Consider the following 24,474-nt stretch of genomic DNA (forward strand, 5'->3'; position numbering starts at 1 on the left):
CTAGCTCACACCACGTCGGCTCACACCACGTCGTCGGAGAGGTCGATCGGTGCGCCGAAGCGGTGGTTGGTGATCGAGATCGACTGCTCGCGGAGGAACGGCAGCAGCTCGACGCGACCGGCCGGCGTGACCGGGTCGGCGTAGATCGCCACGTCGGGCGAGCCGCCGAGGGCCTCGGCGAGCGCCGTCGAGAGCGGCACCCGCGAGCCGTCGGCTCGGACGAGCGGCACGGGCCTGCCGGTGCTGCCGCGGGTCAGCCCGCTGACCACGTCGGTGAAAGAGCGCGTCGCGTCCCGGCCGACCTGGAGCGCCTCGGCCGAGGCGTCCGGGCCGAGCGAGGGCGCGGTGCCGCCCTGCGGTCCGCCGAAGGCGTCCACCCGGTCCGAGACGATGTCGCCGACGATGCGGATGCGCGACGCGGTGATGCGGCCGGCCGCGGCGCGGGCGAGCCACTGCGCGTCCGACTCGACGACCGCCTTCGGCGCGAGTCCCGCCAGCTCCATCAGCTCGTCGCCCGCGAGCATCTCGGCCACCTTGGGCGGGAGCGGGAGCGAGGTCGAGATGTCCAGCCGCGCCCGCACCAGCAGCCCGGCCGCGATCACGCGGAGGAGCTCGCCGAGGTCTCCCCCGTCGGCCAGCCGCAGCGCGACCGGCACGCGGAGGTAGCGGAACAGGTTGCGCTCGACGCCCACGTTCGAGACGTCGCTGACGACGCCGAACTCCGTCGCCCAGGCGAGCTGGTCCGAGAGCGCCGAGCGGCGCAGCAGATCGAACTGCTCGAACTGGAGCGAGGACTGCGCCGCCTCGATGAACTGCCGGGCGCGGTCGTCGAGTCCGCGCAGGTGCAGCGTGGTCGACGGGCGGGCCGGCGAGGGCTTCCAGGAGCCGAGGCCGATGAGGTGGTTCGGGCCGCCGGCCTTGGCGCCACCGCCGACGCTGGAGCGCTTCCAGCCGCCGAACGGCTGCCGCCGCACGATCGCTCCGGTGATGCCGCGGTTGACGTACAGGTTGCCCGCCTCGACCGAGTCGAGCCAGAGGGCGAGCTCGTCCGAGCGCAGCGAGTGCAGCCCGGCGGTGAGGCCGTAGTCGGTCGCGTTCTGCAGCCGGATCGCGTCCTCGAGGGTCGCCGCGTGCATGATGCCGAGCATCGGCCCGAAGAACTCGGTGAGGTGGGTGTAGCTGTCCTCGGTGACGCCCTCGCGCACGCCCGGCGACCAGAGCCGCCCGGTCTCGTCCAGCCGGCGCGGCTCGACGAGCCAGGACTCGCCGGCGCCGAGCGCGGTCAGCGCGTGCGAGAGCTTGCCGGTCGGCGGCTCGATCAGCGGCCCCATCGCGACCGCGGGGTCGCTCGGCCAGCCGACCTTGAGCGAGGTGACCGCGTCGACCAGCTGCGCGCGGAACCGCTTCGAGCGGGCGACGGAGCCGACGAGGATCACGAGCGAGGCGGCCGAGCACTTCTGCCCGGCGTGGCCGAACGCGCTCCGCACGATGTCGGCGACGGCGAGGTCGTAGTCCGCGTGCGGCGTGACGACGATCGCGTTCTTGCCGCTGGTCTCGGCCAGGAGCGGCAGGTCGGGCCGCCAGGAGCGGAACAGCTTCGCGGTCTCGTAGGAGCCGGTGAGCAGCACCCGGTCGACGAGGGGGTCGGTGATCAGCGCGCGGCCGAGCGACTCCTCGTCCAGGTCGACGAGGGCGACGAGGTCCTGCGGGATGCCCGCGTCCCAGAGCGCCTCGACCAGCACGGCGGCCGAGCGCCGGGCCTGCGGCGCCGGCTTGACGACGACTCCGGAGCCGGCGGCGAGCGCCGCGAGGATCGAGCCGGCCGGGATCGCGACCGGGAAGTTCCACGGCGGAGCGACCACCGTGACGCGCTCGGGCACGAAGGTCGCGCCGCCGACCGCGTCGAGCTCGCGGGCGCGGGTGGCGTAGTAGTGGGCGAAGTCGATCGCCTCGGACACCTCCGGATCGGCCTCGGCGACGGTCTTGCCGGTCTCGGCGGCCATCACCTCGATCAGGCGGTCGCGGTTGGCGGCGAGGGCCAGGCCGGCCCGGTCGAGGATCGCGGCGCGGTCGTAGCCGAGGCGCTCGCCCCAGCGCTCCGCCCGGCGCGCGACGCGGCGCAGCAGCTCCTGGAGCTCGGCCGCGTCGGTGATCCGCGCGCGGTCGGCCGCGCGGGCGCCGATGGTCGAGCCGGCGATGCGGTCGGTGATCAGCCGCGCCCAGCGGCGGTTGCCGGGCAGCGCCGGGTCGGTGTCCGGCTCGTTGCGGAAGGCGCTGGTCTTCGCGGCCGCACCGGAGCCGCGGTTCAGCCCCAGCACCGCCTGGGTGAGGCCCTCGGCCGCCGGGTCCTGCACGCGGGCGCCAGCACCGGCGTGCTCGCGCACCAGGCGCAGACCGGAGCCGGACGACCACTCGCGGAGGCGGTCCTGGCTGCGGTTCCGCCCCGGCACCGTGTCGTCGAGCGCGTCGAGCGCGTCGAGCGAGGCGCGGAAGCGGCCGAGCTCGCGCTGGAGCACGGCCTCGTCCTCGAGCTCGAAGACGGCGGAGAGGAAGTTCTCGGGGCTCGAGTTCTCCTCGAGGCGCCGGATCAGGTACGAGATCGCGACGTCGAACTCGTGCGGGTGCACGACCGGCGTGTAGAGGAGGAGGCGGCCGACGTCCTCGCGGACGGCGCGCGCCTGCCCGGTCGCCATGCCGAGCAGCATCTCGAACTCGACGGCGTCCGCGACCCCGCGCTCGTTCGCGGTGATCCACGCCCAGGCGATGTCGAAGAGGTTGTGGCCCGCCACGCCGAGGCGCACCGCGTCGGTCCGCTCGGGGCGCAGCGCCCAGTCGAGCAGGCGCTTGTAGTTGGTGTCGGCCTCGGTCTTGCTGCCGACGGTCGCGAGCGGCCAGTCGTGCAGCGCCGCGTCGACCCGCTCCATCGCGAGGTTCGCGCCCTTCACGATGCGGATCTTGATCGGCGCTCCGCCGCCGCGCCGGCGCTCGGTGGCCCACTCCGTCAGCGACCTCAGCACGCCGAGCGCGTCGGGCAGGTAGGCCTGCAGCACGATCCCGGCCTCCAGCTGCTGCATGCCCGGCTGGTCGAGGAGACGCCGGAACACCGCGACCGTGAGGTCGAGGTCCCGGTACTCCTCCATGTCGAGGTTGATGAACTTCGGCTCCCGGCTCGCCGCGGCGAACTGGTAGAGCGGAGTGAGCCGCTCGACCACGCGGTCGACCGCCTCGTCGAACGCCCACATCGAGAGCTGGCTGGCGATGCTCGAGACCTTGATGCTGACGTAGTCGACGTCGGAGCGCTCGAGCAGGCGACGGGCGCCCTCGAGCCGGCGGTCGGCCTCGCGCTCGCCGAGCACGGCCTCGCCGAGCAGGTTGAGGTTCAGGCGGTCGCCGCTCTCGCGCAGCCGGCGGATCGCCGAGCCGAGCCGGGCGTCGGACGCGTCGACGACGAGGTGGCCGACCAGCCGGCGGAGCACCCGGCGGGCGGCGGGGACGACGATCCACGGCAGCACCGGGCCGACGGCGCCGCCGGTCGCGACCGCGGCGCGCAGCGAGGAGGAGAGGAAGGCGGGGGTCTTCGCGGTGAGCGCGGCGAGGTTCTCCGCCGCGACCGTCAGATCCTCCGGGCGGGCGACCCCGTCGACGAAGCCGACCGCGAAGTCGAGGCCGTTCGGGTCCTGCAGCACGCCGGCGAGGCGCTGCGCGGCCGGGTCCATCGGGAAGGCGCGGCTGCGCACGAGCCAGCGGCGCACGAGCGCCTCGACCCGGGCGAGGACCGGCGCCTCGGTGTCGAACTCGGGCTTCTGCCGGGGCAGCCGCAGCGCCACGCCGGTCTGGTACTGGCCGGTGTCGCTCAGCGCGTGCCGATCGACCTTCTCGTCGGCGGCGCTCGCGCCGCCGGTCTTCGCATCGGGCTCGACCGTCTCCTCCTGCTCCGGGTCGTTCCCGGGCACGGCTGAGGACGTCGACTTCTCCATCCCCCGAGGCTAAGCCCGAGGCGGCGCGGCGGCCGGTCGTGTCGCTCCCTCTGTGCTCACTGGGCAGATCTGTGCACACTCGGCAGACTGGGAACCATGGCCCGACGCGACAGGCACCGACCCCGAGACGTCTCCGAGCGCAGCGGCACCGCACCCGGCCCGCTGCGCACCGATGCCGCCGTCGATCCCGCGGTCGACGTCGTGATCGTCGGCGCCGGCCACAACGGTCTCGTTGCGGCCGCCTACCTCGCGCAGGCCGGCCTCGACGTCGTGGTGCTCGAGCGCGGCGCGCACGCGGGCGGCGCGACCGTCTCGGAGTTCCCGTTCCGCGGTGTCGAGGCGCGGCTCAGCCGCTACTCCTACCTCGTCAGCCTGCTGCCCCCGTCGATCCTCGCCGATCTCCGCGTCGACGTGCCGCTCGTGCGGCGCCGCTACTCCTCCTACACCCCCGACCCCGCCGACCCGAGCCGCGGGCTGCTCGTCGACACCGGCGACGCCGCAGCGACCGCCGCCTCCTTCGCGAGGATCGGCGCCGCCGACGACGCCGAGCCGTTCGCCGACTTCTCCCGGCACACCTCGCGGCTGGCGCGCGCACTCTGGCCCACGCTCACCCAGCCGCTGCTGCGCCGGGAGGAGGCGCGGCGGCTCGTGGCCGACGACGACGTCTGGCGCGCGATGATCGAGCGGCCGATCGGCGAGGTGATCGAGCGGAACATCGCCGGCGACCTGCCGCGCGGCGTCCTGCTCACCGACGCGCTGATCGGCACCTTCGCCGGCGCCGGCGACGCCGATCTCGCGCAGAACCGCTGCCTCCTCTACCACGTGATCGGCGGCGGAACCGGCGACTGGGACGTGCCGGTCGGCGGGATGGGCGCGGTCTCGGGCCGGCTGGAGCGGGCGGCGCGGGACGCCGGCGCGCGGATCCTCACCGGCGCCGAGGTGACGAGCGTCGACCCCGACGGCGAGGTGGTCTACCGGCGCGGGCCCCGCAGCCGGCGGGTGCGCGCGCGGTTCGTGCTCTCGAACGTCGCGCCGTTCGTCCTCGACCGGCTGCTCGGCGGCGAGAGCGCCGTCGCCCGCCCCGAGGGAGCGCAGACCAAGGTCAACCTGGTCCTGCGCCGCCTGCCGCGCCTGCGCGACGAGAGCGTCAGCCCGGAGGCGGCCTTCGGCGGCACCTTCCACGTCAACGAGGGCTACCGGCAGCTCGACGACGCCCTCCGCGAGGCCGGCGCGGGCCGGGTCCCCTCGGTGATCCCCTGCGAGATCTACTGCCACTCGCTGACCGACCCGACGATCCTCTCCCCCGAGCTGGCCGCCACCGGAGCGCAGACGCTCACGGTCTTCGCCCTGCACACGCCCGACCGCCTGCTGACCGGGGACGACGCTCCGACCCGGGAGCGGCTGGAGGCGGCGATCCTCGACTCGATCGACTCCGTGCTCGCCGAGCCGATCCGCGACCTGCTCCTCGCGGACGCCGACGGGAACCCCTGCATCGAGACGCGAACGACCCGCGACCTGGAGGAGAGCCTCGGCCTGCCCGGCGGCCACATCTTCCACGGCCCGCTGTCCTGGCCGTTCGCGGAGGACGACGAACCGCTGGACACGCCCGCCCAGCGCTGGGGCGTCGCCACCGAGCACCCGCGGGTGCTGCTCTGCGGCGCCGGCGCGCGCCGGGGCGGCGGCGTCTCGGGCCTCGGCGGGCACAACGCGGCGATGGCGGTGCTGGAGGCGCTCGGCGCCTGAGACCGGGAGCGCACTGCCGGCTCAGTGCCGCTGGCTCAGTGCCGGCGGTGGTCCTGGATCGTCATCCGCGGGCCGTGCCGGGGCTTGCGGGCGCCGCTCGTGCCGATCAGGCGGATGATCCGCTGCCGGTGGCCGCGCCACGGCTCGAGCAGCTCGAGCATCCCGTCGTCGTCGACGCCGAGGCGGCCGGTCAGCGCGAAGCCCACCGCGGCGGCAAGGTGGTAGTCGCCGACGCTCACCGCGTCCGGGTCGCCGTGGGCGCGCATCATCACCTCGGACGCCGTCCACGGCCCGATCCCGGGCACCGACTGCAGCCGCGCGGCCACGACCTCGCCGCCGCGACCCAGCGCGAGCGTGCGCTCCAGCCCCTTCGCCACCAGCGCCGCCGTGAGCACGGTGCGCGAGCGCCGCGGGTCGACGCCGGCCCGGTGCCAGTCCCAGGACGGGACCCGCCGCCACTGCTCGGCCGACGGCGCGACGTGCAGCGGCACCGGCCCGGGGGCCGGCTCGCCGTGCAGCCGGACCAGCGCGCGGTAGGCGCGCCACGCCTCCGTGCTGGTGACCTTCTGCTCCAGGATCGATGGCGCCAGCATCTCGAAGACCAGGTTCGCCCGCGTCAGCCGGAGCCCGGCCGAGCGCCGGAGCACCTCGGCGAGCGGGCCGTGCGCCGAGAGATCGAGCGCACTCCAGTCGTCGCCGTGGCCGAGGAGCTCGGGGACGTGGTCGATCAGCCACTCGGCGCCCTCGCCCCAGGCCCGCGCGTGCACGGCGCCGTCGGCCGCCTGCCGCAGGTGCAGCGTGCCGGGGCCCAGCGGCGTGCGGAACGCGCGCCAGAAGCCGGTCGCGTCGATCAGCATCGTCGGGTCGCCCGAGCCGCGCAGCAGCGTGCGCAGGGTGAGCGCGAGGCTCACCGGCACGGCGGGCGCGTACACCGTGACCAGGAACGGCACGGGAGCGGGGAGGGCGGTCGACACGCTGCGATGGTAATCGCGGGGTCCGACACCTGCGGAGAGGACTTGTCCGAGGACCGCCGAGGAGGTGTCCCGCAGAACTGCCATCCACGACGTGTTCGGAGCGGGGGCCGCCCCGGATTGGTTCAGAGCGGAAGAACACATGCGCAGATTCCATCGTGCGAAACCGCTGGTCAGACGGTCGGAATCAGGCGTAGTTTCGCGCTGTCGCGGCACAGTCCGTCAGCCCGGCCAACCGCCTATCACTGGAGATGCGCACATGTTCGACACCACATTCATCCGCAACGCGATCGTCAGGAGCTCGGAGACGGGCCTCGACCGTCGCCGCTTCTTCGAGGCCACCGGCATCGCCGGACTCGGCATCGGAGCGGCGGCCCTGGCCTCCGCCCCCGCCGCCTCGGCCGAAGAGGTCGCGGCCGAGGGCCCCGGCGACGCCGCCGTCCTCAACTTCGCGCTCAACCTCGAGTACCTCGAGGCCGAGTTCTACCTCCGCGCCGTCACCGGCTCGGGTCTCGGGAGCAGCGACACCACCGGCACCGGCAAGCTCGGCGGCGTCACCGGCGGCCGTGCCGTCCCGTTCAAGACCCCGTGGCTGAAGTCCTTCGCCCGCGAGGTCGCCAACGACGAGAAGGCGCACGTCAAGTTCCTCCGCGGCCAGCTCGGCGCCGCCGCCGTCTCCCGCCCGACGATCAACCTCACGGCCAGCTTCAACGCCGCGGCGGCCGCGGCCGGCCTGATCCCCGCGGGCGGCACGTTCGACCCGTTCCTCAACGAGCAGAACTTCCTGCTCGGCGCCTTCGTCTTCGAGGACGTCGGAGTCACCGCCTACAAGGGCGCTGCCCCCCTCATCCAGTCGAAGCTCTACCTGGAGGCGGCCGCCGGCATCCTCGCGGTGGAGGCGTACCACGCCGGTGCCATCCGCTCGGCGATCTACGGCGCCGGTCTCGACGTGCAGGCGGGCAAGCTGTCCGACGCCCGCGACAGCCTCGACGGCCCCACGGACCTCGACCAGGGTGTCAAGGTCAACGGTGCGGCGAACATCCAGCCGACCGACGCCGACGGCATCGCGTTCAGCCGCAGCCCCGGCCAGGTCCTCAACATCGTCTACCTGAACCCCGGCCCCGTGGTCAAGGGCGGATTCTTCCCCGACGGTGTCAACGGTGTGGTGAACACCGCCTCCAACGGCGGCGTCTGACCCCACGACGATGAAGGGCCCTTCCTCGAGGCGGCGAGGAGGGGCCCTTCGTCGTTCCCGCGCGGGACGGGCGACCCGACCCCGGCTCCGCGTCCTCTACTCTGAGCGGGTGAAGATCGGGATCCTGACCTCCGGGGGCGACTGCCCCGGGCTGAACGCCGTCATCCGCGGTGCCGTGTACAAGGGCATCAAGGTGTACGACCAAGAATTCGTGGGCTTCCGCAACGGGTGGCGCGGAGTGGTCGACGGCGACCTCCTCCCCCTCGGGCGGCCCGAGATCCAGGGCATCGCCAAGCAGGGCGGCACCATCCTCGGCACCAGCCGCACGAACCCCTTCGAGGGTGACAACGGCGGCCCCGAGAAGATCGCCGCGATGATGGACCGCAACGGCATCGACTCGATCATCGCGATCGGCGGCGAGGGCACCCTCGCCGCGGCGAAGCGCCTCACCGACGCGGGCCTGAAGATCGTCGGCGTCCCCAAGACCATCGACAACGACCTCGGCGCCACCGACTACACCTTCGGCTTCGACACCGCCGTCGGCATCGCCACCGACGCGATGGACCGCCTGCGCACCACCGGCGACTCGCACGGCCGCTGCATGGTCGCCGAGGTCATGGGCCGGCACGTGGGCTGGATCGCGCTGCACTCCGGCATGGCTGCGGGCGCGCACGTCATCCTCATCCCGGAGAAGAAGACCTCGATCGAGCAGATCGTCGAGTGGGTGCAGAGCGCCCAGGACCGCGGTCGCGCCCCGCTCGTCGTCGTCGCCGAGGGCTTCTCGCTCGACTCGATGGATGACGCGCACTCCGAGCGCGGCCTCGACGCCTTCGGCCGCCCGCGTCTGGGCGGCATCGGCGAGATGCTCGCCCCGATGATCGAGGACCGCACCGGCATCGAGACCCGCGCGACCACGCTCGGCCACATCCAGCGCGGCGGCACGCCCAGCGCCTTCGACCGGGTGCTCGCCACCCGCCTCGGCATGGCCGCCGCCGACTCCGTCGTCGCCGAGCACTGGGGCCGCATGGTCGCGCTGCGCGGCACCGACATCTACCACGTCGACTTCGCCGAGGCCCTCGGCACCCTGAAGACGGTGCCCGACTCCCGCTACGAGGAGGCGCGCACCCTCTTCGGGTAGCGCGGGACCTCGAGACGCCCGCTCCGCGGGCTACTCGATCAGCACGCTTCCTTGCCGGTCGAGTAGCCGCGGAGCGGCGTATCGAGACCCGGGGCGCTCAGCCCTTCGCGCCGTCCGGCGTCGCCGTCGCGACGATCTGCGCGCGGGCCAGCGTGTGGAAGTGCGCGTTGAAGCCGAGGATCGCCGGCGTCGACTCCGGGTCGAGCTCGAGCTCCTCCACGTCGAGCGCGTGCACGACGAAGAAGTAGCGGTGCTCACGGTCCGGCGGTGCCGCTCCGATGAACTGGCGCAGCCGCATCTCGTTCGGCAGAGTCTGCGCGCCCGCGGGCAGCAGCTCGAAGCCGGCCGCACCGGCGCCGGTGGGCAGCTCGGTGGTGTCGGCGGGCAAGTTGTAGACCGCCCAGTGCCAGAACCCGGAGCCCGTCGGCGCGTCGGGGTCGTACACCGTCACCGCGAAGCTCTTGGTCTCGGCGGGCGCGCCCGACCAGCGCAGCTGCGGCGAGACGTCCTCGCCGCCCGAGCCCTCGCCGTAGTGGCGCGCGGCGAGCGCGGCGCCGTCGCTGATGTCGTCGCTCTCGAGGGTGAAGGTCGGCACCTCGCCGAGGCGGGCGTAGGGGTCGTAGTTCCAGTCGGACATCCGGTTCTCCGTTCGGGCGCGGCAGTCGCGCGCCGTAGGACCAGCCTAGGAACCCCGCGCCGCAGGTCCGAGGGGTTGCGGCGCTCAGGAACCGAGGTAGCGGCCCGGCCGGTGGTTGAAGGCCAGCACGAGGTTCAGCACCACGACGCCGGCCGCCGAGATCAGCACGTTCACCGGCGGGACGACCAGGAGCGCCGCCGCGACCACGCAGGCGTCGAGCGCCATCATCACGTAGCCCGCCCGCCAGCCCAACCGCTCCTGCGCGATCAGGGCGACGATGCTGAAGCCGCCCAGGCTCGAGCCGTGCCGGAACAGGATCAGCAGCCCGATCCCGGCGAGCACGTCGCCGGTGAGCACCCCGTAGACCGGGTCGATGCGCAGCGTTCCGAACGCGAGCGGGTGCAGCCCCGCGAGCAGCGACACCAGCACGATCGAGGACATCGTCCGCAGGGTGAACCGCCAGCCCTTCTTCCAGAGCGAGAGCGCCAGGAACGGCAGGTTGACCACGACGAGGATCACGCCGAAGGGGATCGGCACCGCGTAGCCGAGCAGCAGCGCGACACCCGCGGTGCCGCCGGTCACGGCCTCGCTCGCCCGGAGCAGGAAGAGACCGAGGGAGACCACGAACGCGCCCGTCACGAGCCCGAAGGCGTCCTCGAGGCGGCTGTGCGGCACGGGGAGGCGGGCGTCGGTCACCCGGAGATGCTGCCACACCTGCGTTGCGGGAGCGTTTCGTCGTCCCCGCCCGGCCCTCGTAGGATGACCCGGTGCTGCCGAAGATCCTGCTGTTCTACCGCTTCGTGCCGCTCGCCGACCCCGAGTCCGTGCGGCTCTGGCAGCGCGAGCTCGGCGAGCACCTCGGACTGCGCGGCCGCGTCCTGCTCTCGGAGGACGGGATCAACGGCACGCTCGGCGGCGAGATGGGCGCGCTCAAGCGCTGGGTCCGGCGCACCCGCGAGCACTCCGCCTTCCGCGGCCTCGAGGTGAAGTGGAGCGACGGCTCCGGGCTGGACGACGAGGGCCGCAGCCTCGACTTCCCGGGTCTGTCGGTGAAGGTGCGCGACGAGATCGTCTCGTTCGGCGCGCCCGGCGAGCTGCGGGTGGACGCGACGGGCGTCGTCGGCACCGGCGTGCGCCTCGCGCCCGACGAGCTCGACGCTCTGGCCGCCGAGCGCGAGGACCTCGTCCTCTTCGACGGCCGCAACGCCTTCGAGGCCGAGATCGGCCGGTTCGACGGCGCGGTCGTGCCGGGCGTGGCGAGCACGCGCGAGTTCGTCGAGCAGCTCGACTCCGGCGTCTACGACCACCTCAAGGGGCGGCCGGTCGTCACCTACTGCACGGGCGGGATCCGCTGCGAGGTGCTCTCGAGCCTGATGCTCGCGCGCGGCTTCGGCGAGGTCTACCAGCTCGACGGCGGTGTCGTCCGCTACCAGGAGGCCCGCCGCGACAGCGGGCTCTGGCGCGGGGCGCTCTACGTCTTCGACGGGCGCGGCTCGCTCACGTTCTCGCCGGACGCCGAGGTGATCGGCCGGTGCTCCGCCTGCGCCGAGCCGACCAGCCGGATGCGCAACTGCACCGATCCCGCCTGCCGCGAGCAGCTCGTGGTCTGCGCGGGCTGCGGCGACGCCGCCTGCGCGACGCACAGCGAGCAGCCGTCGGCAGGCCCTACGGTCGAGGCATGAGCATCGAAGCGCGCGGACGCACCCTCGTCGACCTCCACACCGCCCCCGAGCTGCTGCGGGTGGTGAACGTCTGGGACGTGATCTCGGCGACGACGATCGCCGCCCTGCCCGAGACCCGCGCGCTCGCGACGGCGAGCCACTCCATCGCCGCGACCTTCGGCTACGAGGTCGGCGAGCGGATCCCGCTCGACCTGCACCTCGGCATGATCGAGCGGATCGTCGCCGCCGTCGACGTGCCCGTCTCTGCCGACCTCGAGGCCGGCTACGGCGACGCGGGCGAGACCGTCCGGCGCGCCATCGGCGTCGGCGTGGTCGGCGCCAACCTCGAGGACCAGGTGAAGCCGCTCGCGGAGGCGCTGCGCGCAGTCGAGAAGGCCGTCGCCGCGGCCGAGGAGGAGGCGGTGCCCTTCGCCCTGAACGCCCGCACCGACGTCTTCCTCCGCGCCGGTGACCGCGACCGCGGCGAGGTGCTGGCCGAGGCGATCGAGCGCGGGCGCGCCTACCTCGATGCGGGCGCGACCTGCTTCTTCGTCCCGGGGCTCCTGCAGGAGAGCGACGTGACCGGCTTGGTGGCGGCGCTCGGACCGCAGCGCGTCAGCGTGATCGGCGTCCCCGGCTCGCTCGCCCCCGCCCGCTTCGAGGAGCTCGGCGTCGCCCGGATCTCCTACGGCCCGTGGACGCAGCGCGTCGCGCTCACCGCCCTCCAGGACGCGGCGACCGCGCTCTACGCCGGCGGAGCGCTGCCCGAGGGCACCCGCCCGCTGAACTGACCCGCCGCCCGGGCGCGCCCCGCGCGCTCGGGCGTAGCGTGGGCTCATGTTCCGAGCCATCGTCGTCGAGCAGCAGTCCTCCTCCGACACCGAGACCCCGAATCGCGCACGGCTGAGCGAGCGGGACGACCCCGACCGCTCGCACGGGGACGTGACCCTCGCCGTCGAGTACTCGAGCGTCAACTACAAGGACGCCCTCGCGCTCGCCGGCCGCCCCGGCGTCGTCCGGCGGACGCCGCTGATCGCGGGCATCGACGTCGTCGGCACGGTCGAGTACGCCGACGGCGCCGCGGCCGAGCGCTTCGACTCCGGCGACCGCGTGGTGCTCAACGGCGCCGGCCTCGGCGAGCGGCACGACGGCGGATTCACCGAGCGCGCCCGCGTCGACTCCGCCTCGCTGCTGCGCATCCCCGGAGCGATCTCCTCCGCCCGCGCCGGCGCGATCGGCACCGCGGGCTTCACCGCGATGCTCTCCGTGCTCGCCCTCGAGCGGCACGGCGTCCGGCCGGGCGACGGGCCGGTGCTGGTCACCGGCGCGTCGGGTGGAGTCGGCTCGATCGCCGTCGCGCTGCTCGCGGCCCTCGGGCACGAAGTCATCGCCTCGACTGGCCGCGCCGACGAGCACGGCGATCTGCTGACCCGTCTCGGCGCGACCGAGGTCGTCGACCGGGCCGAGCTCTCCGAGAAGGGCAAGCCGATGCAGTCGGAGCGCTGGGCCGGCGCGATCGACTCGGCCGGCTCGCACACCCTCGCCAACACGCTCGCGCAGACCCGCTGGGGCGGCACCGTCGCCGCCTGCGGCCTGGCGCAGGGCGGCGATCTGCCCACCACGGTGATGCCGTTCATCCTGCGCGGAGTGACGCTGGCCGGCATCAACTCGGTCGAGGCGCCGCGCAAGCTGCGCGAGGAGGCCTGGCGCCGGCTCGCCCACGACCTCGACCTCGAGCTGCTCGACGGGCTGACCACGACCGTGCCGCTCGCGGGCGCGCTCGACGCGGGGGCCGACGTGCTCGCCGGCCGCGCCCACGGTCGCACACTGGTCGACGTCCGGGGCTGACGCTCCGGAGCGGGGGACCCGAGCTACTCGGCGGCCTCGGTCGCGCCGCTCGGCTCGGCCGAGGCGCGACCGACGGAGGAGTCGGGGCGCGGCTTCGCGGCGGCGGGCTTCTTCGGGGCCGGCTTCTTCGCGGCGGGCTTCGGGGCGGCGGGCTTCTGGGCGGCTGGCTTCTTCGCGGCTGGCTTCTTCTCCGGAACGGGCGCCTCCTCCGCCTGCGCCGCGGCCAGGCGCTCGGCGGCCTGCTCGGCGACGGCGGGCACGACGACGAGGTCGTCCGTCTCGATCACCGGGATCGCCGACGTCACGGTTCCCAGCTGCAGTGCGGCGATCAGCTCGGGAGCGTGCTTGGTGCTGACGATCAGGCGCGAGTACTCCTCGTCGACCAGGTCGATCACGACCGCCGCGGCCGTGCGCTTGATCAGCAGGAAGTCCTTGCCGCCGTGGAACTTCCAGGTCCCCGCAGCGATGGTCAGCGGCACCGCGGTCCCCGGCGCCCGGATGCCGCGCACCCAGATCCAGGGGTCCTCGGTGACGGTCGCCGAGCGGATGCTCGAGCGCTCGACGACGACGTCGCCGCGGTGCAGGGCGAGCACGCGCTCGGCACGCGTCAGGCGGAGTTCGAGGCGGTCGGGAAGAACGGTCACGACGGGCATGCCCCTAGTCTGCCCCGACCACCGCGATCGGCGCCCGCGCCCCGGGGCGCACTCCTCCCCCCGTGCCCGGGCCGCGGTGGCAGCATGGAGGGATGCCGATGGACCAGGAGGAGCTGCGCCTCCTCGACGCGCAGCTCGCCGAGCAGGAGGCCGAGACCCGCCGCGAGACGGCGAGCCTGGACGAGTCCCTCCGCGAGCTCCTCCTCGACCGCGCGGACGGCACGGCCGACGACGAGCACGACCCGGAGGGCACCCCGCTCTCCGCCGAGTGGTCGCGGATGGCCGGGGTCCGCGACGCTCTCGCCCGCACCGAGCACGACCTCGCCGCCGCCCGCGCCCGCCTCGCCGCCGGCGACTACGGCGACTGCGCCCGCTGCGGCCGCCCCATCGGCGCCGCCCGCCTGGCCGCCCGCCCCACCGCCACCCTCTGCATCGACTGCGCCCGCGCCGCCGAGTCCCGCCGCCGCTGACGGCGACCTCGCGAGCGCCTCACTCGAGGATGAGCCACTGCAGGACCGTCTCCGCGAACCGCGGTACTCCCGTCCGGTCGAGGATCAGAAGGAGGTCGCGGCGGGTCAGCGGAGGCGCCGAACAGGAGTCCGACCAGTCCTGCAGCGCGTCGAGGACGAGACCGGGGTGCAGGTCGAGTTGATCGAGGAGGAACGCATCGGGGTGCCGGACCTCGAGGTCGAACTCGGCGACGGACTCGGCAGGGAAGTCGTCCAGATCGAAGGTGACGAGCACGGCCGCATCCGCCCGGACAGCGGCCGCGAGGATATGGCGGTCCTTGGGGTGGTTCGTCATCGCCGGGATCAGCGATTCATGGCCGGAGACGAGCGCCTCGGGGAAGTGGGTCCGCATCGCTCCGACCCTCCGTGCGACTGCGTCCGCAGGGAGGAAGGACGAGAGGTTGCGCGTGAGCTCCTCGAGCACGTCCTCCGACCAGAGCGGCCGGAACGCTCCTCGCGACGCCAACCGGAGCAGGAAGTCGTTGAGGCTCGCGCTGTAGAGGACGTTCGTGTCGAGAAGGACCGGGAAGTGCACGCGCGCCTACTCCTCGACCGGTGCCGACCGCTCGAACGGAGGGAGGTCACCGGTGTACAGGTCGTGCTCCTGAGAGGACGCGACGAGATCCGCGAGACCGCGCTGTCGCGAGCGCTGGACACGATCCTGGTAGTCCACGAGATCGCCCAGCATCACCCGCCGATGCCGTCCGACGAGCTCGAATGCGAGCGCCCCCGACTCGAGGGTCTTGACGAGGGTCGGGCGGGAGACGCCGAGGAAGTCCGCCGCCTCCTGAGTGGTCAGGCGCGCCCGCGACGGCATCACCGTCACACCGTCACCCACGGCGAGAGCATTGGCGACGGTGACCAGAGCGTCGAAGATCTCGCCCGGGATGCGCAGCGTCTCCCCCTCGGGCGAGATCAGCTCCGCGGACTTCCGGGCCGTGCCCTCCCTCGTCGAGAGCCGTCGGGCGAAATCGACGACATCCCGTCGGTGGAGGCCCTGAGGGGGGAGGTACGTGCGGGGTCGCGAGCGGGCGGTTCCTGTCGAGCTCATGCCGATCACCCTATTCGAAACATTCGAAAGGTCGGTGATCGGCGCGGAACTCGGATCGGCGCGTTCGCACCCTGAAGGCCCCCACAGGCCGAGACGTGCAGAAACCCGGCTGCTCCTGCGAGAGTTCACATGCGGTCGTACCCCCGATGGGTGGTCCCGCATCCCCCACCCCCTTTCTCCCGCCGCTCGAAAGGCCCCTTCCGCATGACCGAGACGTCGACCGACCGCGCGACCGGCGCTCCCCCGGCCCCCGACCGCCGGGCCTGGCGCTCCCTCGTGGTCCTCCTCGCGGGCATGTTCATCGCCCTGCTCGACACCACGATCGTCAACGTCGCCCTGCCGACCATCCGAACGACCCTCGACGCCTCCGAGTCCACGCTGTCCTGGATCATCTCCGGCTACGCGCTCGCCTTCGGCCTCGCCCTCATCCCGGCCGGCCGCCTCGGCGACCGCTTCGGGCACAAGTGGGTCTTCGTCAGCGGCGTCGCGCTGTTCACCGTCGCGAGCTTCGCCTGCGGACTGGCCGCGGACGACGTGCAGCTCGTCATCGCGCGCGTCGTGCAGGGGCTCGCGGGCGGCATGTTCGTGCCGGCGGTCAACGCGTACATCCAGATCCTGTTCCGCGGCCCGGCCCGCGGCAAGGCGTTCGCCGTGATGGGCGCCGTGCTCGGCGTCTCGTCGGCGCTCGGCCCGATCATCGGCGGCCTGATCATCCAGGGCTTCGGCGACGAGAACGGCTGGCGCCTGGTCTTCTGGGTGAACCTGCCGATCGGTCTGATCACCCTGATCGCCGCCGCGATCCTGCTGCCGACCCGCCGCGAGCTCGAGTCCGCCGATCGCGCCCCGAGCGGCGGAGTCGACTGGCTCGGCCTGATCCTGGTCTCCGGCGGCCTCGTCGCCCTGCTCGTCCCGCTGATCCAGGGCGAGGACGAGGGCTGGCCGCTCTGGACCTTCCTCTCGATCGCCGGCGGCGTGATCCTCCTCGCCGCGTTCGGTGCCTGGGAGGTCGCGTACACGCGTCGCGGCCGCGCGCCGCTCGTGCCGCCGACGCTCTTCCGCCACCCCGCCTTCACCGGCGGTGTCATCCTCGCGCTGGTCTACTTCGCGGCGTTCACGAGCATCTTCTTCACCATCTCGCTGCTCTGGCAGTCGGGGCTCGGGCACACGGCGCTGGAGTCGGGCCTCGTCTCGATCCCGTTCGCGATCGGCAGCATCGTCAGCTCCTCGCAGAGCAACCGCCTCACCGCGAAGCTCGGCCGCAACGTGCTCGTGCTCGGCAGCGGGCTGCTCGCCGTGGGCCTGATCTGGGTGTGGCTGGTGCTGCTGACCGCGACCCCGGACTCGATCACCAACTGGCAGCTGCTCGCCCCGCTGTTCATCGCCGGCATCGGCAACGGCTTCTTCATCGCGCCGAACGTGCAGTTCATCGTCGCGACGGTCGACCCGCAGGACGCGGGCGCGGCCAGCGGCGTGATCTCGGCCATCCAGCGGATCGGCTCGGCCGTCGGCATCGCGGCCATCGGCAGCGTGCTCTTCGGCGGCCTCGTCATCACCGGCCCGGACACCGTGGCGTCGGGCTTCCTCGACGCGGCGGCTCCGGCGATGCTGATCAGCGCGCTGATGGCGATCGCGGCGTTCGCGCTGGTGTTCGTGCTGCCGAAGTCGGTGTCGCGCCGGGGCTGACCCCGGCGCGACCGCCTACTCCTGCGGGCGCGCTGCCGCCGCGGCCTTCGCGGCGGCGGGCAGCGCGTCCACGATGCGGCCGATCGCCGCGTCGTCGTGCGCGGCCGAGACGAACCACGCCTCGAACACCGACGGCGGCAGCGAGACACCCGCGTCGAGCATGGCGTGGAAGAAGGCCGGGTAGCGGAACGACTCCTGCGCCTGCACCTCGGCGTAGTCGCGCACCGGCCGGCCGAGGTCGGTGAACATGAAGCTGAAGAGGCTGCCCGCGCTCTGCACCGTGTGCGCGACGCCCTCCGCCGAGAGCGCCGCAGAGACCTCGCCTTGCAGCGTCAGCGACGTCCGGTCGAGCGAGGCGTAGACGGCCTCGTCGGCGAGCTGCAGGGTGCGGATGCCCGCGGCCACGGCGACCGGGTTCCCGGAGAGCGTGCCCGCCTGGTAGACCGGCCCGAGCGGGGCCAGGTGGTCCATCACGTCCGCGCGGCCGCCGAGCGCGGCGACCGGCATGCCGCCGCCGATGACCTTGCCGAAGGTGAAGAGGTCGGCGACGTAGGGCGCCTCGGAGTCGCGGTTCTCCAGCCCCCACCAGCCGCCGGCGCTGACGCGGAAGCCGGTCAGCACCTCGTCCATGATCAGCAGCGAGCCGTTGGCGTGCACCAGCTCGGCGAGTGCGGCGTTGAAGCCCGGCTCGGGCGGGACGACGCCCATGTTCGCGGCGGCCGCCTCGGTGATCACGGCGGCGATCTCGGAGCCGCGCTCCGCGAGGACCGCCCGCACCGCGTCCAGGTCGTTGTAGGGCAGCACGATCGTCTGCGCCGCCGTCGCCGCGGTCACCCCGGCCGAGGCGGGCAGCGCGAGCGTCGCGAGGCCCGATCCCGCGTCGGCCAGCAGGCCGTCGGAGTGGCCGTGGTAGTGGCCGGAGAACTTGATCAGCAGGTCGCGGCCGGTGACGCCGCGGGCGAGGCGGATCGCGGTCATCGTCGCCTCGGTGCCGGTCGAGACCAGCCGCAGCTTCTCGATCGGCGACACTCCGCCGGCCGTGATCCGCGCCTCCACCAGCTCGGCCAGCTCGGTCTCGGCCGGGGTCGACGCGCCGAAGGAGAGTCCGCGGGCGGCCGCCTCCTGCACCGCGGCGACGACCTCGGGGTGCGCGTGGCCGAGCACGGCCGGACCCCAGGAGCAGACCAGGTCGACGTACTCGCGGCCGTCGGCGTCGGTGATGTACGGGCCGGTCGCCGACACCATGAACCGCGGGGTGCCACCGACCGAGCGGAAGGCCCTGACCGGCGAGTTGACGCCTCCGGGGATCGCGTGCCGGGCACGCTCGTACAGGGTGTCGTTCGCGGTGGGAGTCACCCGACCACGATACGGCGCGGACCCTTCACGGAGGATGTGCCTACCTGAGCAGGTCGTTCGCGAGCTCGACGGCCCAGTAGGTCAGCACGGCGTCGGCGCCGGCTCGGACGATGCCGGTGACCGACTCGACGATCGCCGCCTCGCGCTGGATCCAGCCGTTCGCGGCGGCCGCCTCGATCATCGCGTACTCGCCGGACACCTGGTACGCCCAGACCGGCACGTCCGAGATCGCGGCGACGTCGGACAGCACGTCGAGGTACGACATCGCCGGCTTCACCATCACGACGTCCGCGCCCTCGGCGAGGTCGAGCGTCGCCTCGCGGAGGCCCTCGCGGCGGTTCGCCGGGTCCTGCTGGTAGGTGCGCCGGTCGCCCTCGAGCGTCGACTGCACGGCCTCGCGGAAAGGGCCGTAGAAGCTGGAGGCGTACTTCGCCGAGTAGGCGAGGATCGCGGTGTCGAGGTGCCCCGCGCCGTCGAGCGCCGCGCGGATCGCGCCGACCTGGCCGTCCATCATCCCGGAGAGTCCGAGCAGGTGCGAGCCGGCCTCGGCCTGCGCGAGCGCCATCTGCTCGTAGCGGAGCAGCGTCGCGTCGTTGTCGACCCGGCCGCGCTCGTCGAGCACGCCGCAGTGGCCGTGGTCGGTGAACTCGTCGAGGCAGAGGTCCGTCTGCACCACGAGGGCGTCGCCGACCTCCTCGACGACGGCGCGGGTGGCGGCGTTGAGCACGCCGTCCGGATCCGTCGCCCCGGAGCCCACCGCATCGCGCGTGGTCGGCACCCCGAAGAGCATGACGCCGCCGAGTCCGGCCTCGGCCGCCTCGGTCACCGCGCGCCGCACGCTGTCGAGCGACTGGTGCGACACCCCCGGCATCGAGCCGATCGGGCGGGGCTCCGTGATCCCCTCGGCGACGAAGAGGGGGAGGACGAGCTGGGCGGGGTGGACGCGCGTCTCCCGCACGAGCCGGCGCAGGGCCGGCGTGGTGCGGAGGCGCCGCGGGCGGATCGCGGTCATGCCGTCCAGCCTAAACCGGCCCCGATGGGCACCTTCCGAGTGCAGCAGCCTCATCTCCTCCCCAGGAGCGGAAGCCGGTCTCTCCTCCCCGGATCGACACTCGGCGCCCTCGCCCGGAGCGGCCGTCGGTCATCGTCGGCTCGTGCACGAACTCGCCTCTCTCCTCGCCGCGGGCGGCGGCTTCGCTCCCGCGAGGAGCCTTCGCTCCGGCGGCGTCGACCGATCGGCGGTCGAGCGTGCTCTGTCGACGGGCGACATCGTTCGCGTGCGTCGCGGCTGGTACGCGTTGGCCGGAGCGCCCGAGGTCGAAGTCGCTGCTGTGCGCGCGGGTGGAGTGCTCACGTGCGTCTCGCTGCTGCACTCTCTCGGGCTGTGGACCACCGAGCGGCCGGGCTTGCACGTCGCGCTGGGGGACTCCTCCGTCCACTCTCTGCGTCCCGGGGCAGTCGGACATTGGCGGCGGTGGCCCGGGCAGGGCCGACGCTCGTTCTCGCAGGACGGGATCGGAGCCGCGATCCTGAACCTCCTCACCTGCGTCGGCGAGGACGACGCGATCGTCACGATCGATTCGGCTCTGAACCTCGGTCTGCTCGATGCCGACGAATTGACCGTTCTCCGTGCGGTCGCTCCAGTCGGGAAGCGGGACCTCTTCGCCCGGGTCGACGGACGGAGTCAGTCAGGCCTCGAGACGAAGACCCGTCTCAGCATGCGGCGACACAACGTGGTCGTCAGCCCGCAGGTCCTCATCCCCCACGTCGGCCATGTCGATGACCTGGTCGGCGAGCGGATGGTCCTCGAGAGTGACGGTTTCCGTTACCACTCCACCGCCGAGCAGTTCCGTGAGGACCGGCGACGAGACCTCGAGCTCGCGCGGCAGGAGTACCTCTGCATTCGGCTCGACAATCACCAGATCATGGACGACTGGCCTCGTACCGAAGCAGCCCTTTTCGCCATGATCCGCCGGAACGAGCACCTGTGGACCGCGCCGCAGCGCCGCCGACGGGGTCTGGATCGCCCGTGAGCGTCCGACGGGACAGCGCATCGCTGCACAACGTGAGCTGAGAGGGGTGTCCCTCCGCTGACAGGCGAGGCCCACCCTTCTCAGCTGACGTTGTGCAGCGAAACGCACTCGTCAGCGGTTCGCGCGCTCCGCGGCGACGCGGGCGACCGCGTCGATCAGGGAGGAGGCGGAGCGCTCGTCGGCGACGACGTCGACGCGCAGGCCGAAGGCGCGCGCGTCCTTCGCGGTCTGCGGTCCGATGGCGGCGACGAGCGTCGATTCGGGGACCGGGCCGAGCTGCTTCTGCACCTGCTCGGCCACACTCCCGGAGGTGATCAGGATCGCGTGGACGGCGCCGCTCGCGACGTCGCCGACGACCCGGTCCTCCACCTGCACACCGACGGTGCGGTAGGCGACGACCGAGCGGACGTCGTGGCCGATGCGCTTCAGGCCCTCGGTCAGCAGCGGCTTGGCGATCTCGGAGCGGAGGGTGAGCACCCGGAGCGGATGCTGCCCGCCGGTCGCCTGCTCCCACTCGGCGAGGAGGCCCTTGGCGGAGTTGTCCTCCGAGGGGACGAGGTCGACGGAGTAGCCGGCCGCCACGAGCGCCGCGGCCGTGGTCTCGCCGACCGCCGCGACCTTAGTGGTCGCCGGCACCGTGGTGCGGAGGAGGGAGAGGACGTCGACCGTGGTCGCGCTCGTCACCGTCATCCAGTCGAAGGCGCCGGACTCGAGGTCCGCGAGCGCCTGCTCGAGGGCGGGGAAGTCGTCGGTCGGCGCGAAGTTGATCATGGGGGCGACGACGGGCGACGCTCCCTTGGCACGCAGGGCACCGGCGACGCCGTCACCCCACGGACCGCCGCGGGGGACCAGCACACGCCAGCCCTGCAACGGCTTCTCCCACTGGGAGTAGGCGGCGGGGACGATCACGAAGGGGCTCCCAGGGGTGCGAGACGGGCGGCACCCGCACCGAGTAGCGCGTCAGCGAGCAGAGAGCCGCAGCGGAACGCGGCTTCGACGACGGGCAGTTCGCGACCACCATACTGCGAATCCGACGAGTGTCGAACCCCGCCGACCGAACCGTTATCGATCGGCTCCGCCACCTCCCGAGAGAGGGACGCGGAGCCGTCGGCCGCGAAGACGACGCCGCGCAGCACGACGCTCCCGCCCTCGATCGCCGCGGAGGCTCCGATCGGTGCCGCGCAGCCCGCCTCGAGCACGGCGAGCAGGGCGCGCTCGGCGGTGATCGCCGCGCGGGTGGGGGCGTGCTCGACGGCGGCGAGGGCCGCGCGCAGCTCGTCGGTCGGCTCCTCGTCGCGAACCTCGATCGCGAGCGCACCCTGCCCGGGGGCGTGCGGCGAGACGCCGAAGTCGAGCACCTCGGTGACGGCGTCCGTCCGGCCGAGGCGGCGCAGGCCGGAGAGCGCGAGCACGATCGCGTCGAGCGGCGACGAGCTCCCCGCCGCGACGCGGCCGAGCCGGGTGTCGATGTTGCCGCGGATGTCCACGATCTCGAGATCGGGGCGGGCGGCGAGCAGCGCCGCCTTCCGCCGCGGAGAGCCCGTGCCCACCCGAGCCCCCTGAGGCAGGGTCGCGAGGGTGGCTCCGTCGCGGGCGCAGAGCGCGTCGCGCGGGTCCTCGCGCTCGGGCACCGCGCCGAGGACGAGGCCCTCGACCGGCGCGGTCGGCAGGTCCTTGAGCGAGTGCACGATCGCGTCGCAGCGCCCGGCGAGCAGCGCGTCGCGCAGCGCACTGACGAAGACGCCGGTGCCGCCGAGCGAGGCGAGCGAGCCGCGCATCCGGTCGCCGTCGGACTCGATGCGCATCAGCTCGACCGGCACGCCGGCGGCCCGCGCCATCAGGTCGGCGGTCATCCGGGTCTGCGCCACCGCGAGCGCGCTCGCGCGGGTGCCGACTCGGATGCTCACGACTGAGCGCTTCCCGTCACGGCGCGATCCCCGCGAGCGCCGGCTTGAAGCCCGCGCGCACGTTCTCGCAGCAGCCGGGACGGCAGACGTCGTACCAGGGACCGAGCGCCGTCATCGACGGCCGGTCCTCGACCGGCGTGCCGTTGACCCGCTCCATCACGAGGTCGACGAGCCCGGACACGTAGACCGGGTCGGTGCCCGGCGTCGCGACGCGGACGGCGACGAGGCCGTGCTCCTCGGAGGTCTCGAGCGCCTCGTTGTCGAGGTCCCACATGACCTCCATGTGGTCGGAGACGAAGCCGAGCGGCACGATCACGAGCGCCTTGCGGCCCTTCGCGGGCAGCTCTGCGATCGCGTCGTTGATGTCCGGCTCGAGCCACGGCTGGGTGGGCGGGCCGGAGCGGGACTGGTAGACGAGCTGCCACGGCACGTCCTCCGCGCCGGCGGCCGCCATCACGACCTCCGCGACCGCGAGGTGCTGCGCCTCGTAGGCTCCGCCGTCACCGAAGTGGTGCACGTCGACGACGGTGCCGTCCTCGCGCCGCTCGTGCGGTCCGCTGCGCGCGGCGTCGGTGGACGGGATCGAGTGCGTCGCGAAGAGCACCTCGACCTCGGTCGTCGCGTCGAGCCCGGGCAGGCGCGAGCGCAGCTCGTCGAGCCCGTCGTGCACGGCCTTGACGAACGGCATGACGAAGCCGGGGTGGTCGAAGAACTGGCGGACCTTGTCGATCCGCAGCTCGCCCTCGAGGCCGGTCGCGTCGAGCGCCGCCGCGAAGTCCTCGCGGTACTGGCGACAGGAGGAGAACGACGAGTAGGCGCTGGTCGCGATGGCGATCAGGTTCGAGAAGCCGCGCTCCTTCGCCTCCGTCACCGCCTCGCTCATGTAGGGCGCCCAGTTGCGGTTGCCCCAGAGCACGGGGAGGTCGATGCCGCGCGTCGCGAGCTCGGCCTCCAGCGCCGCCTTCAGCGCGCGGTTCTGCGCGTTGATCGGGCTGACGCCGCCGAAGTGGCGGTAGTGGTGGGCGACCTCCTCGAGGCGCTCCTCCGGGATCCCGCGACCGCGCGTGACGTTGCGCAGGAACGGGATGACGTCGTCCTGCCCCTCGGGGCCGCCGAAGCCGGCGAGCAGGATCGCGTCGTAGGCGACCGGCTCGCTGACGTGCTCGGGGCCGGAGGCGGCGGCGGGAGTCGCGCCGCGGACGAGGACGCCCTCGGGCACCTCGGGAACGGACGCGGCGAAGTCGCGCGCCTCGGGAGCGGGGACGGTGGAGCTCATCGGAGGACCTCGGCGATCTGGTCGGCCTCGATGCGCCGGCCGGTGTAGAAGGGGACTTCCTCGCGCACGTGACGGCGGGCCTCGGTGGCTCGCAGGTCGCGCATGAGGTCGACCAGGTTGACGAGCTCCTCGTCCTCGAGCGCGAGGATCCACTCGTAGTCACCGAGCGAGAACGACGCGACGGTGTTGGTGAGCACGCTGCGGAAGCGCGAGCCCTGGCGGCCGTGCTGCGCGAGCATGCTGCGGCGCTCCTCCTCGGGGAGGATGTACCACTCGTAGGAGCGGACGAACGGGTAGACCGTCAGCCAGCGGGCCGGCGCCTTGCCGCGCATGTAGGCGGGGAGGTGGTTCGCGCTGAACTCGGCGTCGCGGTGCACGCCCATCGCGTTCCAGGTGGGCAGCAGCGCGGCGAGCAGCTCGGTGCGGCGCAGCTCGCGGTAGGCGCGCTGCAGCTCCTCGGGGGCGGGGCCGGTCAGCCACAGCATGATGTCGGCGTCGGCGCGCAGGGCGGAGACGTCGTAGGTGCCGCGGACGGTCACGCCCTCGCCGGCGAGCCGGGCGACGGCGTCCTCGTAGCGGCCGGCGGCCTGGGCGGCCTCGTCGTCGGAGAGGGTGAACGGACGTGAGGGATCCCTGCGGAGAACCGCCCAGAGCGTGTATCCCAGGGCCTGATCGGAGTGATCCTGATCGGCGGGGGGCTGCGGCGCCGGAGTTGCGCTCGTGTCGGGGGCGGACTGAACGGGACCCGCCGTTCCGGCGGTCTGATCGGTCATTGATCCATCATCCCTCCGCTCGCGTGGATGCACAAAAGCGGGAGGGGCTCTGGCGCCCGGGGG

Annotated in this window: 22 protein-coding genes; 9 read left to right on the forward strand and 13 right to left on the reverse strand. The window is 73.2% G+C overall.

Annotated elements, in window-relative coordinates:
• Positions 1-20 precede the first annotated feature (20 nt).
• Complete coding sequence (locus tag GSU72_RS16140; RefSeq protein WP_159986886.1) at positions 21-3,716, reverse strand: bifunctional proline dehydrogenase/L-glutamate gamma-semialdehyde dehydrogenase; 3,696 nt, start codon at positions 3,714-3,716, stop codon at positions 21-23.
• 357 nt (positions 3,717-4,073) lie between these two features.
• Between GSU72_RS16140 and GSU72_RS16145 the strand changes: the two genes are divergently transcribed.
• On the forward strand, positions 4,074-5,720 hold the full coding sequence (locus tag GSU72_RS16145) for an NAD(P)/FAD-dependent oxidoreductase (protein ID WP_159985949.1): 1,647 nt from the start codon (positions 4,074-4,076) through the stop codon (positions 5,718-5,720).
• 35 nt (positions 5,721-5,755) lie between these two features.
• On the opposite strand, the gene GSU72_RS16150 is transcribed toward GSU72_RS16145, so the two are convergent.
• A complete protein-coding gene (locus tag GSU72_RS16150) occupies positions 5,756-6,694 on the reverse strand; it encodes a DNA-3-methyladenine glycosylase 2 family protein (protein WP_159985950.1) in 939 nt (312 codons plus the stop codon).
• Positions 6,695-6,950: 256 nt separating this feature from the next.
• On the opposite strand from GSU72_RS16150, the gene GSU72_RS16155 reads away from it, so the two are divergent.
• Positions 6,951-7,886: a ferritin-like domain-containing protein gene (locus tag GSU72_RS16155; RefSeq protein ID WP_159985951.1), complete on the forward strand. Its 936-nt coding sequence runs from the start codon at positions 6,951-6,953 to the stop codon at positions 7,884-7,886.
• A gap of 109 nt (positions 7,887-7,995) precedes the next feature.
• Positions 7,996-9,024 (forward strand): 6-phosphofructokinase, encoded by a 1,029-nt coding sequence (locus GSU72_RS16160; protein WP_159985952.1) that lies wholly within the window; start codon positions 7,996-7,998, stop codon positions 9,022-9,024.
• A 97-nt stretch (positions 9,025-9,121) separates the two neighbouring features.
• On the opposite strand, the gene GSU72_RS16165 is transcribed toward GSU72_RS16160, so the two are convergent.
• Both GSU72_RS16165 and GSU72_RS16170 read right to left on the reverse strand, forming a co-directional pair.
• Positions 9,122-9,661: a YbhB/YbcL family Raf kinase inhibitor-like protein gene (locus GSU72_RS16165; protein WP_159985953.1), complete on the reverse strand. Its 540-nt coding sequence runs from the start codon at positions 9,659-9,661 to the stop codon at positions 9,122-9,124.
• Positions 9,662-9,745: 84 nt separating this feature from the next.
• Positions 9,746-10,357, reverse strand: coding sequence for a YitT family protein (locus GSU72_RS16170; protein WP_159985954.1), 612 nt, complete (start codon positions 10,355-10,357; stop codon positions 9,746-9,748).
• A gap of 74 nt (positions 10,358-10,431) precedes the next feature.
• Here GSU72_RS16170 and GSU72_RS16175 point away from each other — a divergent pair, with 74 nt between their 5' ends.
• The 3 genes from GSU72_RS16175 to GSU72_RS16185 are packed head-to-tail and all read left to right on the forward strand — an operon-like array spanning position 10,432 to position 13,170.
• A complete protein-coding gene (locus GSU72_RS16175; RefSeq protein WP_244256140.1) occupies positions 10,432-11,343 on the forward strand; it encodes a rhodanese-related sulfurtransferase in 912 nt (303 codons plus the stop codon).
• Positions 11,340-12,113, forward strand: coding sequence for an isocitrate lyase/phosphoenolpyruvate mutase family protein (locus GSU72_RS16180; RefSeq protein ID WP_159985955.1), 774 nt, complete (start codon positions 11,340-11,342; stop codon positions 12,111-12,113). The genes GSU72_RS16175 and GSU72_RS16180 overlap by 4 nt, the downstream gene beginning before the upstream one ends.
• A gap of 46 nt (positions 12,114-12,159) precedes the next feature.
• Complete coding sequence (locus GSU72_RS16185; RefSeq protein WP_159985956.1) at positions 12,160-13,170, forward strand: MDR family oxidoreductase; 1,011 nt, start codon at positions 12,160-12,162, stop codon at positions 13,168-13,170.
• Positions 13,171-13,193: 23 nt separating this feature from the next.
• On the opposite strand, the gene GSU72_RS21685 is transcribed toward GSU72_RS16185, so the two are convergent.
• Complete coding sequence (locus tag GSU72_RS21685) at positions 13,194-13,823, reverse strand: hypothetical protein (RefSeq protein ID WP_244255855.1); 630 nt, start codon at positions 13,821-13,823, stop codon at positions 13,194-13,196.
• Positions 13,824-13,915: 92 nt separating this feature from the next.
• On the opposite strand from GSU72_RS21685, the gene GSU72_RS16200 reads away from it, so the two are divergent.
• Positions 13,916-14,293 carry a TraR/DksA C4-type zinc finger protein gene (locus tag GSU72_RS16200; protein ID WP_244255856.1) on the forward strand — a complete coding sequence of 126 codons (378 nt, stop codon included), beginning with the start codon at positions 13,916-13,918 and terminating at the stop codon, positions 14,291-14,293.
• A 19-nt stretch (positions 14,294-14,312) separates the two neighbouring features.
• On the opposite strand, the gene GSU72_RS16205 is transcribed toward GSU72_RS16200, so the two are convergent.
• A complete protein-coding gene (locus tag GSU72_RS16205) occupies positions 14,313-14,867 on the reverse strand; it encodes a PIN domain-containing protein (protein WP_159985957.1) in 555 nt (184 codons plus the stop codon).
• Between the two features lie 6 nt (positions 14,868-14,873).
• The gene (locus GSU72_RS16210; protein WP_159985958.1) at positions 14,874-15,383 is read right to left on the reverse strand and encodes an excisionase family DNA-binding protein; all 510 of its coding nucleotides are present in this window, start codon (positions 15,381-15,383) and stop codon (positions 14,874-14,876) included.
• Positions 15,384-15,587: 204 nt separating this feature from the next.
• Between GSU72_RS16210 and GSU72_RS16215 the strand changes: the two genes are divergently transcribed.
• Entirely contained in the window at positions 15,588-17,066 is a 1,479-nt protein-coding gene (locus GSU72_RS16215; protein ID WP_159985959.1) for an MFS transporter, read from the forward strand.
• 15 nt (positions 17,067-17,081) lie between these two features.
• Here GSU72_RS16215 and hemL read toward each other — a convergent pair whose 3' ends face one another.
• Both hemL and hemB read right to left on the reverse strand, forming a co-directional pair.
• A complete protein-coding gene (gene hemL, locus GSU72_RS16220; protein WP_208545082.1) occupies positions 17,082-18,422 on the reverse strand; it encodes a glutamate-1-semialdehyde 2,1-aminomutase in 1,341 nt (446 codons plus the stop codon).
• A 40-nt stretch (positions 18,423-18,462) separates the two neighbouring features.
• Entirely contained in the window at positions 18,463-19,434 is a 972-nt protein-coding gene (hemB, locus tag GSU72_RS16225) for a porphobilinogen synthase (protein ID WP_159985960.1), read from the reverse strand.
• Between the two features lie 142 nt (positions 19,435-19,576).
• Here hemB and GSU72_RS16230 point away from each other — a divergent pair, with 142 nt between their 5' ends.
• Positions 19,577-20,455, forward strand: coding sequence for a type IV toxin-antitoxin system AbiEi family antitoxin domain-containing protein (locus GSU72_RS16230; RefSeq protein ID WP_159985961.1), 879 nt, complete (start codon positions 19,577-19,579; stop codon positions 20,453-20,455).
• A 111-nt stretch (positions 20,456-20,566) separates the two neighbouring features.
• On the opposite strand, the gene GSU72_RS16235 is transcribed toward GSU72_RS16230, so the two are convergent.
• From GSU72_RS16235 to hemQ, 4 genes are read right to left on the reverse strand one after another with little or no spacing between them, the layout of a single operon-like run.
• Positions 20,567-21,361, reverse strand: a complete 795-nt coding sequence (locus GSU72_RS16235) for a uroporphyrinogen-III synthase (RefSeq protein ID WP_159986890.1) — start codon at positions 21,359-21,361, stop codon at positions 20,567-20,569.
• Positions 21,361-22,362, reverse strand: a complete 1,002-nt coding sequence (hemC, locus tag GSU72_RS16240; RefSeq protein ID WP_159985962.1) for a hydroxymethylbilane synthase — start codon at positions 22,360-22,362, stop codon at positions 21,361-21,363. Before hemC ends, GSU72_RS16235 begins: the two co-directional genes overlap by 1 nt.
• A 16-nt stretch (positions 22,363-22,378) precedes the next feature.
• Positions 22,379-23,638: a ferrochelatase gene (locus tag GSU72_RS16245; RefSeq protein ID WP_159985963.1), complete on the reverse strand. Its 1,260-nt coding sequence runs from the start codon at positions 23,636-23,638 to the stop codon at positions 22,379-22,381.
• Complete coding sequence (gene hemQ, locus GSU72_RS16250; RefSeq protein ID WP_159985964.1) at positions 23,635-24,411, reverse strand: hydrogen peroxide-dependent heme synthase; 777 nt, start codon at positions 24,409-24,411, stop codon at positions 23,635-23,637. The genes GSU72_RS16245 and hemQ overlap by 4 nt, the downstream gene beginning before the upstream one ends.
• Positions 24,412-24,474: the final 63 nt, after the last annotated feature.

The sequence above is a fragment of the Rathayibacter sp. VKM Ac-2760 genome (assembly GCF_009834185.1).
Taxonomy (GTDB): Bacteria; Actinomycetota; Actinomycetes; order Actinomycetales; family Microbacteriaceae; genus Rathayibacter.